We start from the raw sequence: 17091 nt of genomic DNA on the forward strand, positions 1-17091 counted from the left end.
TATTGTAAAAGCAAAGAAGATTATAAAGTGAGGAAAGAATTTTGAAAACGTTATATATGAACTACGCTGGATCGGAAAAACGCGTTGCAATTGAAGAGAAGAAGAAAATTGTTGAGTTTTTATGGAAACGAAATGAAGAACAAGAGATTGTTGGACATATTTATATTGGACGTATTGTAAGAACGATTGCTGGAATGAACGCAGCTTTTGTAAACATCGGTTTAGAAAAACATGCGTATCTTTCGTATGATGATGTACCGTCTGCTTATCGTATACATGAAGGGCAAGCGGTACTCGTACAAGTTGTAAAAGAGGCAATTGATACGAAAGGGCCGAAATTGACAGCAAATATAGAATTTACCGGGAAATATGTCGTTTATATGCCGTATGATGAAATGCGTGCGGTTTCTCGGAAAATAAAAAACAATAAAAGAAGGCAACAACTACTCCAAATTGAAGTAGAAGGGACAGGAGGTTATATTTTCCGCTCTGCTTCTGAAAAAGGAGAAATTGAAGAAATACAAGCTGAAATGCAAAGGCTACAGCAGTTATATGAAGAGTTAAAAAGAAAAGAGGAACAAGGAAAGGCACCGTTACTACTTCATCGACCGGCAACTTTTTTAGATCGTGTATTTCAAGAAAATCCAATTGAAACGATTGAAAAAGTAGTTGTAGATACAAGGAGTATAGTAAAAGAATTAGAAGAAAAGGTCGGTAAAGAGAAAGTATCTTTTTATAACGAAAAATCTTCAATGTTTAACCATTTTGGAATAGAGCGTGAAATTGAGAAAGCACTTCAAAAAATTGTGTGGCTTCCAAATGGTGCTTATTTAATTGTGGAACAAATGGAGACGATGACTGTAATTGATGTGAATACAGGTAAGTTTACTGGAAAACAGAATTTACAAGATACAGTTCTTCGTACAAATGAATTGGCAGCTGAAGAGATAGCGCGTCAATTAAGACTGCGTGATATCGGTGGTATGATATTAATTGATTTTATTAATATGAAAAGAAGAGAAGATAAAGAAAAGGTAAGAGAATGTCTCGTGGCTGCTATGCAAAATGATCGTACATATACAAGGGTACTCGGGTTTACAGAGTTAGGGATTTTAGAGATGACACGTAAACGTAAGAAACATTCTTTACGCGACGTATTACTAGAAGAGTGTGCACCGTGCAAAGCGACGGGGTATGTAATGTCATATGAAACAATTGCGTATGAGCTAGAGAGAGAGCTAATTACATATGGCAATATAGAAGATGAGGCAGTATTAATCTCTGCACCTAAAGAACTGCAAAAACAATTTTTGCAAAAAGAATTACAAAAAAATATTCCATTTGAAATTTATTTCAAAGATGATATGATCGAAAAGTATGCAATTATCCGTTTTGGAAGTAAAAAAGAAATTGTAGAACGGAAAAAATAGTTAGTAGAACTTTCATTGACAACCGTCTATGATTCATGATAACATCTTTATGTTATAGTTTATAGCACCTAAACGGCTATATGCTACAACCGCACAAGACAGGTTCCCTAAAGGCATGTATGTCTACCTCGTTTTTGGCGAGTCTTAGTAATTAAGAGGAGGTGCAAGTATGTACGCAATTATCGAAACAGGTGGAAAACAAATTAAAGTTGAAGCTGGTCAAGCAATCTACATTGAAAAATTAGATGTTGAAGCTGGTGAAACTGTTACTTTTGACAAAGTTCTTTTCGTTGGTGGCGAAAACGTTAAAGTTGGTAGCCCAGTTGTAGAAGGTGCAACAGTTACTGCGAAAGTTGAAAAACAAGGTCGCGCTAAGAAAATTATCGTTTTCAAATACAAAGCGAAAAAGAACAATCGTAAGAAACAAGGTCATCGTCAACCTTACACTAAGCTAGTTGTTGAAGCTATCAACGCTTAATCCAGGTTAACATGATTAAAATTACGATAAGTCGCACGAAATTAGGAAGTATCCAATCATTTAAAATGACTGGACATGCCGATTATGCGCCGCATGGACAAGATCTTGTCTGTGCCGGAACTACAGCGGTTGTGTTTGGTTCTATAAATGCAGTGGAAGAACTTTGTAATGTGCAGGCAACTATTGAACTCGGAAGTGATGGCGGATTCTTAACGTATGAATTGCCTAATGATTTAGACGTTCATGCAGCAGAAAAAGCACAAACACTTTTAGAAGGATTGGTTGTTTCGCTTAAGACGATCGAACTTGATTACGGAAAGTATATCCGTTTAATAGAAAAAGTGCAGGAGGTGTAACGTATGTTAAGATTAGATCTTCAGTTTTTCGCATCTAAGAAAGGTGTAGGTAGTACAAAGAACGGTCGTGACTCTCAGTCAAAACGTCTTGGTGCTAAACGCGCAGATGGTCAAACGGTTTCAGGTGGTTCAATTCTTTACCGTCAACGCGGTACAAAAATTTATCCAGGTGTTAACGTTGGTCGTGGTGGCGATGACACTTTATACGCGAAAGTTGACGGCGTAGTACGCTTCGAGCGTCTTGGCCGTGACCGCAAACAAGTGAGCGTATATCCTGTTGCTCAAGAAGCATAAGAACTCACGGAAAACTCTAACCTGAGTGCAGGTTAGAGTTTTTCTATATTAAGGAGTATCTAAATGAATAAAAAATGGACAATTATAGATGCATTGCGCCATTCAAGACATGATTGGCTCAATCGTATGCAGATGGTGAAAGGAAACCTTTCCCTTGGAAAAGTGGAAGAAATTCATAGTCTCATCGATCGTTTTGTCCAAGAAGCGAGACAAGAATCCAATCTGATGGGGCTATCTATGCCTTTATTTTCAGAGTGGATTTTAACATATAATTGGAAACAGCAGCCGTGCTTATTGGAGTATGAAGTATTAGGGAATTTACATAACTTATCTCACTTAGATGAGACTGTATGTACATGGACGAATCAATTTTTCTCAATGCTTCAGCATAGTTTAGACGTATATGTTGAAAATTATGTTTGTATCACAATTGAATGTGACGCGGAGAATGCTCGTTTCTTTTTTGATTTTCGTGGTAAGCTAACGAGTGTAGAAGAACTACAGAATTGGCTTGCGAACCAAAACAATAAATGGTATTCCATTTCTTATACAGTACGAGACGAGGAAGTCTCAGTTATATTACAACCAATTGAAAAAAGTGTGGTGAAATAATGTTTGTAGATCAGGTCAAGATATATGTAAAAGGCGGCGACGGTGGTAACGGAATGGTTGCGTATCGTCGTGAGAAGTATGTACCAAAAGGTGGCCCAGCAGGTGGCGACGGTGGTAAAGGTGCAGATGTTGTTTTTATTGTTGAGGAAGGCTTACGTACATTAATGGACTTCCGCTACCAACGTCATTTCAAAGCTGATCGCGGTCAGCACGGAATGAGTAAAGGGCAGCACGGACGTAAATCTGAAGATTTACTTGTAAAGGTTCCGCCAGGAACAGTAGTAAAAGATGAAAAAACTGGTCAAATTCTTGCGGATTTAGTAACGCATGGACAAACGGCTGTAATTGCAAAAGGTGGCCGCGGTGGTCGTGGTAACTCACGTTTCGCAACAGCTACGAACCCAGCGCCAGAAATCGCTGAGAACGGGGAACCAGGTCAAGAGCGTGATGTCATTCTAGAACTGAAAGTACTGGCAGACGTTGGACTTGTTGGATTCCCAAGTGTAGGTAAATCTACATTATTATCTGTCGTATCATCAGCACGTCCGAAAATTGCAGAGTATCACTTCACAACAATCGTTCCAAACCTTGGTGTTGTTGAAACTGGTGATAACCGTAGCTTCGTTATGGCTGACCTTCCTGGACTAATTGAAGGCGCACATGCTGGCGTCGGACTTGGACACCAATTCTTACGTCATATTGAGCGTACACGTGTAATCGTGCATGTTATTGATATGTCTGGTTTAGAAGGCCGTGATCCATATGAAGATTACGTAACAATTAATAATGAATTAAAAGAATACAATCTTCGCTTAACGGAGCGTCCACAAGTTGTTGTTGCAAACAAAATGGATATGCCAGATGCAGAAGAAAACTTACAAGCATTTAAAGAGAAAGTGGGAGACGAAGTAAAAATCTTCCCAATCTCAGCTGTAACGAAACAAGGTGTTCGTGACCTACTGTTTGAAGTAGCGAACTTAATAGAAACAACACCTGAATTCCCAATACATGAAGTTGTGGATGAGTCTGACACAAGTGTAATGTACAAATTTGAGACTGAAGGTGTTAAATTTGATATTACACGTGAAAGTGATGGTACGTTTGTTATCTCTGGTTACGATATCGAGAAAACATTCAAGATGACAGACTTCTCACGTGATGAATCTGTACGTCGTTTCGCTCGCCAAATGCGCGGAATGGGTATTGATGAAGCGCTTCGTGCACGTGGTGCAAAAGACGGAGATATTGTAAAAATTCTTGAATATGAATTTGAATTTATCGACTAAGACTGCCGAAATACGGCAGTCTTTTTTTATATCGTAAAAGTCTGATTTATACAGGAAAAAATCCCCACTAATTAAATTTTCAATTTATAATAGAAAAAGAAGTGGTTTTATAAGAATTTTTTATGGGGAGAAAGCGAGTATGTATAAAATATTAATTGTAGAAGATGATGAGAAAATTGCGGGGATATTAGAGGAGCATTTAGAAAGGTATGGCTATCAGTCATTTAGAGCAAGTGATTTACGACATATAAAAGATGAGTTTGTAAAAGTAAATCCACATCTCGTGTTACTTGATATTAATTTACCGTATTTTGATGGGTTCTATTGGTGTCGTCAAATTCGCACTGTATCGAATGCACCAATTATTTTTGTTTCTGCAAGAACGGGGGAAATGGATCAAGTAATGGCAATTGAAAATGGCGGAGATGATTACATTACGAAGCCATTTCATTTAGACGTTGTAATGGCTAAGGTAAAAAGTGCACTTCGACGTGGGTATGGTGAGTACGCTTCTGCGGCAGAAAGCGATTGCTTAGGAGTAAATGGATTGTTGTTATTCCCGTCTCAGCACGTTGTTGAGTGGCAAGGACAACAAACAGAACTGACAAAAAATGAATTTTACTTATTAGAGTGTTTAATGAAACAAGCAAATCAATATGTAACGCGTGAAGAATTGTTAGAAGCCCTCTGGGATGAGGTAGCTTTCGTTGATGACAATACATTAACCGTGAATGTGAAACGTGTAAGGAAGAAACTAGAGGAGCTAGGCATTAAAAATGCAATTGTAACGAAACGTGGATACGGTTATGCGCTTCTTACAGAGTGGGGAGAAGGGCATGAAGATTAAAAATTACCTCATGGACCGCTTTTCTTTAATTCTTTCTTATATTGTTAGCCTTTGTTTATTTGGGCTCGTTTTACAGTTGCAAAGTCTTTTAGAAAAGCGATCCATTGATTGGAATACATGGTTATACGGACTTTTATTAGGGACAGTTGTATTTACTGTATACCTCATTTACGATTACCGAAAACGAAGTGTGTTTTTAAAGAGGATCGAAAAGTATGTTACTAGCGGAAATACATTACATGACTCCTTACTTATTGATACTTCTTATACGGCAGAGCAAGAGATGATCGTTGAATCGTTTACGTTATTAAGACAGCAATATATGAATGAAGTTCATAAACAACATGCAAAAGAACAACAGCAAATGATATTTATGAACCAATGGATTCATCAAATGAAAACACCAGTATCTGTTATTGAATTACTATTACAGAAGTTTGGTAAAGAGTATCGTGAAGCGAGAGTAACAGTTGAAAGTATTCGTGAAGAAAATAACCGTATATTAAATGGTTTAGATTTAGCGTTACACATGGCAAGGTTAGAGCAGTTTGCGAAAGACTATAAAGTAGAAGTAGTAAATGTGATACATATCATTAGAGATATTATTAATGAAAATAGAAAGTCTTTCATCCAATCATCGGTATTTCCGAAAGTGATGTTTGAAGAAGAGACTTGTATGGTTGCATCTGATAGAAAATGGCTCAGTATTGCTATAGGACAAATTGTTGTGAATGCAATTAAGTATACGAAAATTTCAGAAGCAGAGAAAAAGGAAATTCAATTTCAAATTGAAGAGAAAAACCAAAAGGTGTTATTGCATATTAAGGACAATGGAATCGGTATTCCAGAGCAAGATGTAAAGCGTATATTTGATCCATTCTTTACGGGGATAAATGGCCGCAAAACGAGAGAAGCGACTGGAATGGGTTTATATATTACGAAGGAAATTTGCGATAATTTACATCACGGTATTTATGTACAATCGGCTGAAGGGGAAGGGACAACGTTCACGTTCCAATTTGCAAAAGATGAAGAATATCATACATTAATGAGAAAAGTGACAAAACTGTAAGATAACAAAACGTTTTGTAAGGGAAATCGCTCGTTTCTTTTTTTTATTTTTCTTATAGTAAATGTAAGAAGAAAGCGCATAGGGGGATTAGAAATGAGTGTTCTTGAAGTAAAGGGATTAACGAAGGTGTATCAATCGAAAGGTTCAGTAGCGACGACTGCTTTAAATGATATAAATTTTAAAATAGAAGAAGGCGAATTTGTAGGAATTATGGGTCCTTCAGGGAGCGGGAAAACAACGCTTTTAAATTTATTAGCAACAATTGATAAGCAAACTTCAGGTCATGTGCTTGTAAATGGAGAAGAAATTAATCAAATGCGTGCTGCAAAATTAGCGGAATTTCGCCGTACACATTTAGGTTTCATTTTCCAAGATTTTAACTTACTTGATACATTATCGATTAAAGAAAATATTATTTTACCGCTTGTAATGGCGAAGAAATCTGTAAATGAAATCGATGCGAAAGTACTGGAAATTGCGAAGTTTTTAAATATCGAAGAAATTTTAAATAAAAAGGTTTATGAAGTATCAGGCGGACAGCAACAACGTGCAGCAGCTGCCAGAGCGATCATTCATGAACCGACTTTAATTTTAGCGGATGAGCCTACTGGAAACTTAGATTCTAAGTCAGCAAAATCGTTAATGAGCGCGTTGCAAGACTTACATGAACAAAAGAGAGTGACAATTGCAATGGTGACGCATGATCCAGTAGCGGCGAGTTATTGCGAACGCATTCTTTTCATTCGCGATGGAGAGATTTTTTCAGAAATTCATAAAGGAAGAACGAAGCAAGCCTTTTTCCAAGAAATTCTGGACGTACTTGCGATGCTAGGAGGAGAATATCATGAACTTTCGCCAGCTCGCGCTTAATAATGTAAAAGGAAATTGGCGTAATTATAAAGCGTTTCTTATAAGTAGTTGTTTATCGATAGTCGTATTTTTCATGTATGCTTCCTTCATTTATCATCCAGATGTTGTAGGCGGTAATATTAGTATGAGGGAGATGATTTCAAAAGGGTTAGAATCGATGAATTATATTGTAGTCATCTTCTCAGCACTCTTTATTTTATATGCAAATTCAACATTTTTACGAGCAAGGAAAAAAGAGTTTGGTTTATTAACATTAATAGGCGGAACGAAATCTCAACTTGGCCGAATGATTATATTAGAACAGCTTATGTTAGGTAGCATTGCAATTGTAGTAGGTATTGGACTTGGCATGCTTTGTTCAAAATTATTTTTCCAAGCATTAAGCGTAATATTGAAAATAGATAAAACACTTCCACTCGTATGGAATAGTAAAGCAGTTTTGATTACAGCAGGTGTATACTTTATTCTATTTTTAATCTTATCATTGTTTAGCGTTTGGACAGTAGGACGCTTGCAAATTATTGATTTATTAAGAGAAGCAAGAAAACAAAAAGTAGAACCTTTTGCATTTACATGGTTATGTGTAGCTGGGATAGGATGTATTATTGTTGCATATGTACTTAGCTTCCAAGTAACATTTATGAATTTTATCATTCTCTTTTTACCGATTGTAGGGCTGACGATAGGCGGGACATATTTGCTGTTTACACAAGGTAGTACAGTCGTATTAAAAGCGTTACAAAAACGAAAAAAATCTTTTTATACATATCCAAATATGTTCGTACTTAGCAATCTTATTTATAAAATGAAAGATAATGCTCGTTTTCTATTTGTAATTTCTATCATTACGGCCGTTGTATCTTCAGCAGTTGGTACGCTGTACGTATTTTTTGAGGATATGAGTTATAAGGCAGTAACTAGTACCCCGCATGCTATTTCGTATGAGGAAAAGGGAATACATACGCATAATGTCATCAAAGAAGGAAAAACAAAAGAATTACTAAAAAAACACGGGTTTGAAGATGCGCGAGAAGTAACGTACGTAAAACTTCCTGGAACTCAAAAAATCACGATGTTTAACAGTGAACATGAGATGCCAATGGCGATTGTTTCAGAAAAAGAATATAACGCTGAAGTACGTAAACAAAAAAGAGAGCAAGTTAGAGAAGTTCATAATGCCCCAGGTAGTGCAACGATGGTCATAACGGATATGGCGAACGATATGATGAAGATAGATCGTACGAAACCGCATGAAATTAAAATTAACGGACAAACGCAGTCTGTTCAATTAAATAACCCAACTTCATTTTCTGTTTTTAATGATAGTGAATATCTCATTGTAAATGATCAAGATTTTGAGAAATACGCAAAGCTCGTACCGGATGAAGAAAAGACGAAATATTACGGTTATTATATAGAAGACTGGAAAAGTACGGAAGATCTTGTGTTAGATTTGAAAAAGGAAATTGTACCAGATAAACAAGTGGAACTAAACAACTCAGTGCTTGTTTATAAAAATATAAGGGAATCAGGGGCAATTACAATGTTTATCGGTTTCTTCGTAGCAGTACTATTCTTCTTCTTCGCTTGTAGTATGACATACTTTAAATGGTTTAACGATAAAGAACAAGATCGTATTCAATTTAAATCATTAAAGAGAATCGGTATGACAGATAAAGAAATTCGTAAAATTGCAATTCGACAAATGGGCGTTATCTTCTTTATCCCAATTGTAATTGGTGCCATTCATAGTGGATTTGCTCTTCATACGTTAGGGAAAATGCTTTATCTCGATTTATGGAAATCAGGTGCGATTGTAATTGGATCGTACATTGTAGCTTCTGCGATTTACTTTATAATCGCGCAAAGAGGATATTTGAAACACGTGAAAAGCTAGAGAAATCTCTAGCTTTTTGCCTATGTAGTAAGTTATAGGGGGACGATAGATGAACATTCGGCAACTAGCGCTGCAAAATATAAAAGGAAATTGGCGTAATTACAAAGTGTTTTTCTTAAGTAGTTGTTTTGCAATATTTGCGTCTTTTGCATACATGTCTGTCATTGTACATCCGTATATGCAGGAGACGATGTGGTATCAAAACGTACGCTGGGGATTGATCATATGTAATGTTATTATCATTTCTTTTTTCGTCATATTTATTTTGTACTCTACTTCTATTTTCATAGAGGCACGTAAGAAAGAATTAGGATTATATATGTTAATGGGAGCGACGAAATCTAGCGTAATTGGCGTAATTATGACCGAGCAAATGTTGATCGGGGTATTTGCTAATATTTTTGGCATCGGGCTTGGCATGATCTTTTTAAAGCTCTTCTTTATGGTGTTTAGTATGTTGCTGGGGCTTCCGAGAGAACTCCCTGTCATATTTGACTTAAGAGCAATTGGAGGAACGTTTATTGCGTATATGGCCGTATTTGTTCTCTTATCATTTATAAGTGCTTTACGTATATGGAATATAAAAATCATTCGGTTATTGAAAGAATTTCGAACAGATAAAAAAGAGAAGAAAACGTCAATGTGGCTTTGTATATTCGGCTTTATTTGTTTAGGGATAGGATATGCGTTAGCGTTACAAGCTACGATGCCAACGATAGCGTTATACTTCTTTTTGCCTGTGTCTATACTTGTCTTTTTCGGAACGTATTTTTCATTTACACATGGTACTGCTCAAATATTAGAAATGATAAAACGAAATAAAAAGATTATGTATACATATCCGTATTTATTTATAGTGAATCAATTGTCACATCGAATGAAGGAAAATGGTCGTTTTTTCTTTTTAATGTCAATGGCAACGACGTTTGTAGTTACGGCAACAGGTACGGTGTTCTTATATTTTTCTGGTATGCAAGATATGTGGCGGGGCGGGGGCGTGCACTCATTTTCTTACATAGAAAAAGGTACTTCTTCTCATGAAGTCTTTGCGGAAGGAACGGTTGAACAATTATTGCACCAATATGGGTATGATGATTTTCAATATAGGAGTTTTGTTGGAGTGTATGCATCTTTTCAGTCCAATAAGGGAGAAACGACAATAGTACCGCTTATAAAAGGAAGTGAATATAACCAAGAAGCGAGGAAACAAAAACAGAAAACGTATTATCCTAAAAAAGGTACAGTGACACTCGTTTATTATAATAAATACAATAATTCGAATGTATATAATCAAAAAGAGATTCAATTGCAAGTAATGAATCAACCATATCAATTCGTATTTAACGGCCAGAAAGAAGGGATTCAATTTAACTATCATCCTTCGTATATTAACGGGCTGTTCTTCGTCATGAATGATGAAGACTTTGACAGTATAGCAAATCAGGTTCCTGATTCTGAAAAAATGATATATAGAGGCTATACATTACCAAATATCGAAAATACGAAAGAATTAAATGAAGATTTACGGAAACATATGAAACAAGATAATAATGCATTTCGAAGCAATATGGAATTATATGTGAATATGAAATCGTTCGGTGATATTACTCTATTTCTAGGCTCATTCATTAGTATATTATTTTTCCTTACATCATGTAGCATCGTATATTTTAAATGGTTCCATAATATTGCATCGGACCGAAAGCAGTACGGGGTGCTCTCTAAACTGGGAATGACAAAGGAAGAAGTATGGAAGATTTCCCGCTGGCAATTATGTATGCTATTTTTTGCGCCAATTATAGTAGGGAGTATGCATAGTGCAGTTGCGTTATATACGTTTCATAATATGATGTTTATGGATGGTTCATTAAGAAAAGTAGGCTTGTTTATTCTATTTTATATCGCTGCATGCATCATGTATTTCTTTTTCGCTCAAAGAGAATATAGGAAACATTTAGACTAGCGAATGCTAGTCTTTTTTAAATATTCGAAATTTACATAGAAGAATATAAAAAAGTATGGTATAACAGTAAGAAAATGAAAAAGAGGGGAAAAGACGATGATTCGAGTAGGATATTTAGGACCAGAAGCAACATTTACAAATATGGCGGTGAGTCGTTTTTTTCCGGAAGCAGAGCATGTACCGTATCGAACGATTCCAGATTGTATGGATGCAGCTGCAAATGGAAATGTAGAATATGCAGTGGTACCACTAGAAAACGCCATAGAAGGTTCAGTGAATATAACAGTTGATTACCTCGTGCATGAGCAGCCGCTTTCTATTGTAGGAGAAATTACAGTACCAATTCAGCAACATTTACTTGTACATCCGCAGTATGCAGAAGTGTGGGAAGAAGTATATGCAGTACATTCTCATCCACACGCTATTGCCCAATGTCATAAATTTTTAAATGAAGAATTAAAAGGGGTAACTGCCCGAGATATGACATCAACAAGTGCTGCTGCACAATATGTGAAAGAACATCCTGAAGAAAAAATCGCTGCCATTGCAAATGAAGCAGCTGCAGAGAAATACGGATTGACGATTGTAAGACGAAGTATTCATACACATAAAAATAATCATACACGTTTCCTCGTGCTCCATAAGAAAAAGAAAGCAATACTCCCAAATAACGGAGAAAATCGCGGTGAGAAAACGACGCTTATGATAACGTTACCTGCTGATTATGCAGGGGCACTATATCAAGTGTTATCAGCTTTCGCATGGAGGAAATTAAATTTATCAAAAATCGAATCTCGTCCGATGAAAACAGGACTTGGAAATTACTTTTTCTTAATCGATGTCGATAAAGCGTACGATGACGTATTATTGCCAGGCGTAACGATGGAACTTGAAGCACTCGGTTTTTCTGTTACGGTGCTGGGGAGTTATTCTTCTTATTGGTTGTAAAGAGGAGTATTTGTAATTAAGTTGATATAAATTCAGTCGCTAGTATATAAATAAAATCCCACCTATAAATGGTGGGATTTTTTATTTTAACTTCGCAAGACGATCCTCTAACTGACCACGCCAAACATCAGCTAGTTCTGGAACAGAAAGAATCTTTTCAATAGCATCTTTATCTTTTCTATTGTGAAAATAAATTTCGTTAGAGAATAAAACAGATACGTTGTTTGATGGACGTTCTAGTAAAGTAATTTTAGAATCTTTACGTACAGTACCTTCTTGAAGAACGCGGCATAGATAGCCAGTAAAGCCAGTTGCTACAATGCGCGGCAAAATGCCAGGGATGCCAAGACGTTTTGAAATTGTGCTACAAGGTACTCTTGCTTGTGTTACTTGAATGATTGCTTCGCCTAGTTGATATGTATCTCCGATGCAAACATCACTCTCTAACATATTTGTTACGGTAATGTTTTCGCCAAATGCAGAAGCTGGGAGTGTTGTTTGAAATTCCTCTTCCCATAGTGAGTAATGCTCGTGTGGATACACGCAAACGGCGCGATCAGGTCCACCATGATGTTTCAAATCTGCTACGTCATCACCGAGGAATCCATCTTTTGAGAGGAAAGCTTCTTCTGTAAGTTCTTTACATATACCAGTAATCATTTCTTTATCTTCGCTATATTTCATTTGTTTCGGTTTGCCAATGCTAAAGTGAACGAGTTCAATTCCCATCTTTGATCTCCTTTACAATTGATTACAATATTATATCATTAAAAAAGCACAGAGAATGATAAAAAAACTCTGTGCTTTACATTAATAAACGAGAAATCCTGCTTTATCTAAAGCTTCGCAAGCAGCATCTAACTTCTCTTTAGAATCTGCTTCAATTGTATGTAAGTGAATACCATCTGTTAATTGCGATAGATAGGAAGCATTTGTGTTTTCTATTTTTTGTAAATATTGCTCTACATCAAAGCGATTACTTACCATGATGGATGCTGTTAAGTCACCGTATACAGGATGCTCAACTTTTACATCTTTAATCGTAACGCCGTGGTCAACAAGCATTGTAAGTTCTTGACGTACTTCTGCTGGTTTATGTTGGCATACAATTACGCGTTCGAAAGCTTGTTGTTTCTCTTGTGGTTTTAAATATAAATATCCTTGGGCAGTTGCGATAATTGGTTCGTTTCTTGCTTTAAGCAAGGAAATATCTTGCACGATAACTTGTCTACTTACGTTCGTTTTTTTCGAGAGTTCATTCCCAGATAACGGTTCATTTGCAGCTAGAAGCCACTGAAGGATAAGTTGTCGTCTTTCTTCACCTAAGATCTTTTTTTGTTCATTTTGTTTCATTATCATTTAACACCTCTATAAAATTGATTTCCAATTGTGTGTAGTGCATGAATAGTAGTATCAATTTGATCTTTCGTTGTTTGTTGTCCGAAAGAGAAGCGGACATATTGTTTTGCCTCTTCATACGTTTTTCCAATTGCAAGCATTGTTTTCGAAGGTCCTTGTTTACCGACTTGGCAAGCACTTCCCGTGGAAATGGCGATACCGCGGCGATTACATTCTAGCATTGTATACTGACCTTCTATTCCTTTTATTGTAACCCCAATAATATGTGGTAAACAAGAAGTAGAATGACCTTCTACTTCAATTTCTAGCGGAAGTGTTTGTATTTGCTCTAAAAAGTAGGATCGTAACTCTTTAAAACGTAAACTTTCTTCTTGTTGATTTTTTAATATATTCTCAGCAGCTGTTAAAAAAGATGCGATGCCAGGGACGTTTACTGTGCCAGGACGAAAACCTTTTTCGTGAGAAGTTTCCGGAAATACTTGTGTCCAGCGAACTTGCGGATTTATATAGCAAGCGCCAACACCCTTTGGTCCGTATATTTTATGTGCTGAAACAGAAAGACTATCAATCCCCATCTCAAAAACATGTATAGGAAGTTTACCAAATGTTTGCACACAATCTGAATGAAATAAAACGTTATATTTTTTTAAAAGTGCCCCGATCTCTGCGATATTTTGAACGGTTCCGATTTCAGAGTTTCCGTGCTGTATACTTGCTAGAGCGGTATCTTCTGTAATAGCCGTTTCTAAATCTACTAAACGAATGAGTCCACTTTTATCAACAGGAATTTCAGTAATCGTATAGCCTTGTGATTTTAGAGATTGAAAATAACTTCGAATGGATGCATGTTCCATAGGTGTCGTAATAATATGCTTCTTATTTTGGGCATTGAGAAGGGATTGAATCGCAAGATAGTTCGATTCTGACCCGCCGCTCGTGAAGAATACCCCTTGTTCCTTTCCACCGATCATGTCAGCAAATGTTTTTCTGCAAACTTGTAATAAAGAAGAGGCTGTTCCTCCAATATCGTGTAAACTTTGTTCGTTTCCGAAGTATTGAGATGCTGCTTTCGTATATGTTTGTAATGCTTCCACACTCATAGGTGTAGTAGCTGCATAGTCAAGATATATCATCATGTAAGTTCCTCTCTCTAGTAAGAGTTACATTTCTTTTATTTTTAAATGGTAGTGAAAATAAGAATTATAAAAAAACTCTTGTCATTATTTTAAAACTATGTAAATATAGGTGTCAAGACAGTTGAAAAGTGTAAAGTAGGAGGCAACAATTATGCCAAGTGCAGATGTCTTAATTATTGGAAGTGGTGTTGCGGCACTTCGTGTTGCAAAAGAGATTTGTCACGAAAAGAATGTGATTGTTATCACAAAGGAAACGAATCGTAATAATAATACATATTTAGCGCAAGGTGGAATTGCAGCAGCGGTTGCTACATATGACAATCCGAATGATCATTTTGAAGATACGTTAGTAGCAGGATGTCGTTATAACAATGAAGATGTGGTCCGTTATTTAGTTGAAGAAGGACCGAAAGAAATGAAGAATCTCATTGAAAATGGAATGCAATTTGATGGAGATGAAACGGGTCCCCATCTTGGAAAAGAAGGTGCACATCGAAAGCGTCGCATTTTACATGCAGGTGGCGATGCAACAGGAAAGAATTTATTAGAGCATTTCATTCAAGAAGTAGTTCCGCATGTTACGGTAGTGGAACAGGAAATGGTGCTTGATTTTATTATAGAAAGTGAAAAATGTGTTGGAGCTTTAACGCGAGATAGTGAAGGGAAGTTGAAGCGTTATGATGCAGATTATACTGTGCTAGCCTCAGGCGGGGTTGGTGGTTTATACGCCTTTACTTCTAATGATAAAACAATCACGGGTGATGGACTTGCAATGGTATACCGCGCAGGTGGGGAGCTCGTAGATTTAGAGTTTGTACAATTTCATCCAACAATGTTATATGCGGGCGGGCGATGCTGTGGCCTCGTTTCTGAAGCTGTCCGTGGGGAAGGAGCTGTCCTTATAAATGGAAAAGGGCAGCGTTTTATGATGGATATACACGATGATTACGATCTCGCACCGCGTGATGTGGTGGCAAGAGCGATTCATGAACAGCTTTTGTCGGGTGAAAAAGTGTATTTGAATATCGAGTCTATCCAAAATTTCCAAGAACGTTTTCCAACTGTATCAGCATTGTGTAAAAAGAATGGTGTTGATATTACTAAAAAACGCATTCCGGTCGTACCCGGAGCTCATTTTCATATGGGCGGTGTGAAAACAAACATTGATGGGGAGACGTCTATTCCAAATTTATATGCAGTCGGTGAAGTAGCTTGTAATGGTGTTCATGGAGCAAATAGATTAGCGAGTAATTCGTTATTAGAAGGTCTTGTGTTTGGAAAAAGAATAGGACGACATATTTTAACGAAAGCGACAAAAGACAAATTGAACGACTTCGCTGAGAAGGAAAAGAAATTTATCGTTCTAAATCATTTGCCGACGAAAGAAGAAATACAAGAATGCATGATGAAATATGTTGGGATTGTACGAACAGAGCAAAGTTTATCTTATGCGAAGAGATGGCTTAGTAAATACGGTGTTCGAAATATGATATTACAACATGATGCTCTTACAAATGAAGAGATAACGCTTATTAATATGTTAACAGTTTGTGAGCTTATCGTTGTATCAGCTTTACAAAGAGAAGAGAGTATTGGTGGTCATTATCGAAGTGATTATCCACATAGAAATAGCGTAAAAAAAGAGATCATTCGAGTGAAAAGAAAACTACAACTTGTGTAATGAGGGGAAGAGGGGCTTTATGAATACGATAAAAGTGAAAGAAGCATTAAATCGATTTTTTCTAGAAGATATAGGAGAAAGAGATGTAACATCTCAGCTTGTTTTTCCAGACAATTTACTTTCAAAAGGAACGTTTCTTGCGAAGGATACAGGGGTCTTTGCAGGACGTTTAGTCATTGAAGAGGGGTTTAATTTAATCGATGAGAGAATTAAAGTGGAGCTTCATAAAAAAGATGGAGATCTTGTAGAAAAAGGCGAAATAATCGCAACAGTGCAAGGGCCAATTGCTTCGTTATTAACGGCAGAGCGCGTTATATTAAACGTTATCCAGCGTATGAGCGGAATAGCGACGATGACGCGTAAAGCGGTTCTCGCTTTAGATAGCAGCCATACACGCATTTGTGATACGCGAAAAACGATGCCAGGGCTACGTATGTTTGATAAGTATGCAGTTGTATGCGGAGGCGGATTTAATCACCGTTTCGGTTTATATGACGGTGTCATGATTAAAGACAATCATATTGCTTTTGCTGGCTCTATTACGAAAGCTGTTACATCGGTAAAAGAAAAATTAGGGCATATGGTGAAAGTAGAAGTGGAAACAGAAACGGAGGAACAAGTGAGAGAGGCCGTAGCTGCTGGTGCGGATATTATTATGTTCGATAACCGTACGCCAGATGAGATTCGAGAGTTTTCAAAGATTGTCCCAAGTGCCATCGTTACAGAAGCTTCAGGAGGCATTACAATTAAAGATTTATCGAAATACGGAAAAACAGGGGTAGATTATATTTCACTTGGAGCGTTAACACATTCAGTGAAAGCACTTGATATTAGTTTTAATATTGAGGCGTAAGGAAAGTGG

The 17091-nt window shown here is 36.8% G+C and carries 17 protein-coding genes and 1 other annotated feature; of the genes, 14 read left to right on the top strand and 3 right to left on the bottom strand.

Annotated elements, in window-relative coordinates; all coding sequences use genetic code 11:
- Positions 1–41: 41 nt before the first annotated feature.
- The 12 genes from AC0L0O_RS02350 (at position 42) to pheA (ending at position 12053) form a co-directional block, all read left to right on the top strand.
- Positions 42–1430 carry an Rne/Rng family ribonuclease gene (locus AC0L0O_RS02350; protein ID WP_000855426.1) on the top strand — a complete coding sequence of 463 codons (1389 nt, stop codon included), beginning with the start codon at positions 42–44 and terminating at the stop codon, positions 1428–1430.
- A 77-nt stretch (positions 1431–1507) separates the two neighbouring features.
- Positions 1508–1585: a sequence feature (ribosomal protein L21 leader region), on the top strand.
- A gap of 14 nt (positions 1586–1599) precedes the next feature.
- Complete coding sequence (gene rplU / locus AC0L0O_RS02355; protein ID WP_000270907.1) at positions 1600–1908, top strand: 50S ribosomal protein L21; 309 nt, start codon at positions 1600–1602, stop codon at positions 1906–1908.
- Between the two features lie 11 nt (positions 1909–1919).
- Positions 1920–2264: a ribosomal-processing cysteine protease Prp gene (locus tag AC0L0O_RS02360; RefSeq protein WP_001973720.1), complete on the top strand. Its 345-nt coding sequence runs from the start codon at positions 1920–1922 to the stop codon at positions 2262–2264.
- Positions 2265–2267: 3 nt separating this feature from the next.
- On the top strand, positions 2268–2558 hold the full coding sequence (gene rpmA / locus AC0L0O_RS02365; protein ID WP_000944957.1) for a 50S ribosomal protein L27: 291 nt from the start codon (positions 2268–2270) through the stop codon (positions 2556–2558).
- Between the two features lie 63 nt (positions 2559–2621).
- The gene (locus AC0L0O_RS02370; protein ID WP_001037006.1) at positions 2622–3170 is read left to right on the top strand and encodes a sporulation initiation phosphotransferase B; all 549 of its coding nucleotides are present in this window, start codon (positions 2622–2624) and stop codon (positions 3168–3170) included.
- Positions 3170–4456: a GTPase ObgE gene (obgE, locus tag AC0L0O_RS02375; RefSeq protein WP_000496111.1), complete on the top strand. Its 1287-nt coding sequence runs from the start codon at positions 3170–3172 to the stop codon at positions 4454–4456. The genes AC0L0O_RS02370 and obgE overlap by 1 nt, the downstream gene beginning before the upstream one ends.
- 139 nt (positions 4457–4595) lie before the next feature.
- On the top strand, positions 4596–5303 hold the full coding sequence (locus AC0L0O_RS02380; protein ID WP_131370040.1) for a response regulator transcription factor: 708 nt from the start codon (positions 4596–4598) through the stop codon (positions 5301–5303).
- Positions 5293–6375, top strand: coding sequence for a HAMP domain-containing histidine kinase (locus AC0L0O_RS02385; RefSeq protein ID WP_131370037.1), 1083 nt, complete (start codon positions 5293–5295; stop codon positions 6373–6375). The genes AC0L0O_RS02380 and AC0L0O_RS02385 overlap by 11 nt, the downstream gene beginning before the upstream one ends.
- A gap of 93 nt (positions 6376–6468) precedes the next feature.
- Entirely contained in the window at positions 6469–7245 is a 777-nt protein-coding gene (locus AC0L0O_RS02390; RefSeq protein WP_000114531.1) for an ABC transporter ATP-binding protein, read from the top strand.
- Complete coding sequence (locus tag AC0L0O_RS02395) at positions 7220–9142, top strand: ABC transporter permease (RefSeq protein ID WP_131370033.1); 1923 nt, start codon at positions 7220–7222, stop codon at positions 9140–9142. Before AC0L0O_RS02390 ends, AC0L0O_RS02395 begins: the two co-directional genes overlap by 26 nt.
- Before the next feature lie 49 nt (positions 9143–9191).
- Positions 9192–11105, top strand: a complete 1914-nt coding sequence (locus AC0L0O_RS02400) for an FtsX-like permease family protein (protein WP_001026355.1) — start codon at positions 9192–9194, stop codon at positions 11103–11105.
- Between the two features lie 96 nt (positions 11106–11201).
- Positions 11202–12053, top strand: coding sequence for a prephenate dehydratase (gene pheA, locus AC0L0O_RS02405; protein ID WP_000621732.1), 852 nt, complete (start codon positions 11202–11204; stop codon positions 12051–12053).
- Positions 12054–12134: 81 nt separating this feature from the next.
- On the opposite strand, the gene AC0L0O_RS02410 is transcribed toward pheA, so the two are convergent.
- The 3 genes from AC0L0O_RS02410 to AC0L0O_RS02420 all read right to left on the bottom strand — a co-directional run bounded on the left by AC0L0O_RS02410 (position 12135) and on the right by AC0L0O_RS02420 (position 14548).
- Positions 12135–12782, bottom strand: coding sequence for an MOSC domain-containing protein (locus AC0L0O_RS02410; protein ID WP_000510694.1), 648 nt, complete (start codon positions 12780–12782; stop codon positions 12135–12137).
- An 81-nt stretch (positions 12783–12863) separates the two neighbouring features.
- Positions 12864–13406, bottom strand: coding sequence for a transcription repressor NadR (locus tag AC0L0O_RS02415; protein WP_000812272.1), 543 nt, complete (start codon positions 13404–13406; stop codon positions 12864–12866).
- Between the two features lie 2 nt (positions 13407–13408).
- Positions 13409–14548, bottom strand: coding sequence for an IscS subfamily cysteine desulfurase (locus AC0L0O_RS02420; RefSeq protein WP_000973794.1), 1140 nt, complete (start codon positions 14546–14548; stop codon positions 13409–13411).
- A gap of 151 nt (positions 14549–14699) precedes the next feature.
- Between AC0L0O_RS02420 and nadB the strand changes: the two genes are divergently transcribed.
- Positions 14700–16229 carry an L-aspartate oxidase gene (gene nadB / locus AC0L0O_RS02425; protein WP_001138568.1) on the top strand — a complete coding sequence of 510 codons (1530 nt, stop codon included), beginning with the start codon at positions 14700–14702 and terminating at the stop codon, positions 16227–16229.
- 19 nt (positions 16230–16248) lie between these two features.
- Positions 16249–17082 carry a carboxylating nicotinate-nucleotide diphosphorylase gene (nadC, locus tag AC0L0O_RS02430; protein WP_001092247.1) on the top strand — a complete coding sequence of 278 codons (834 nt, stop codon included), beginning with the start codon at positions 16249–16251 and terminating at the stop codon, positions 17080–17082.
- The last annotated feature ends 9 nt before the right edge of the window (positions 17083–17091 follow it).

The organism is Bacillus sp. GS3m_15504 (assembly GCF_055825275.1).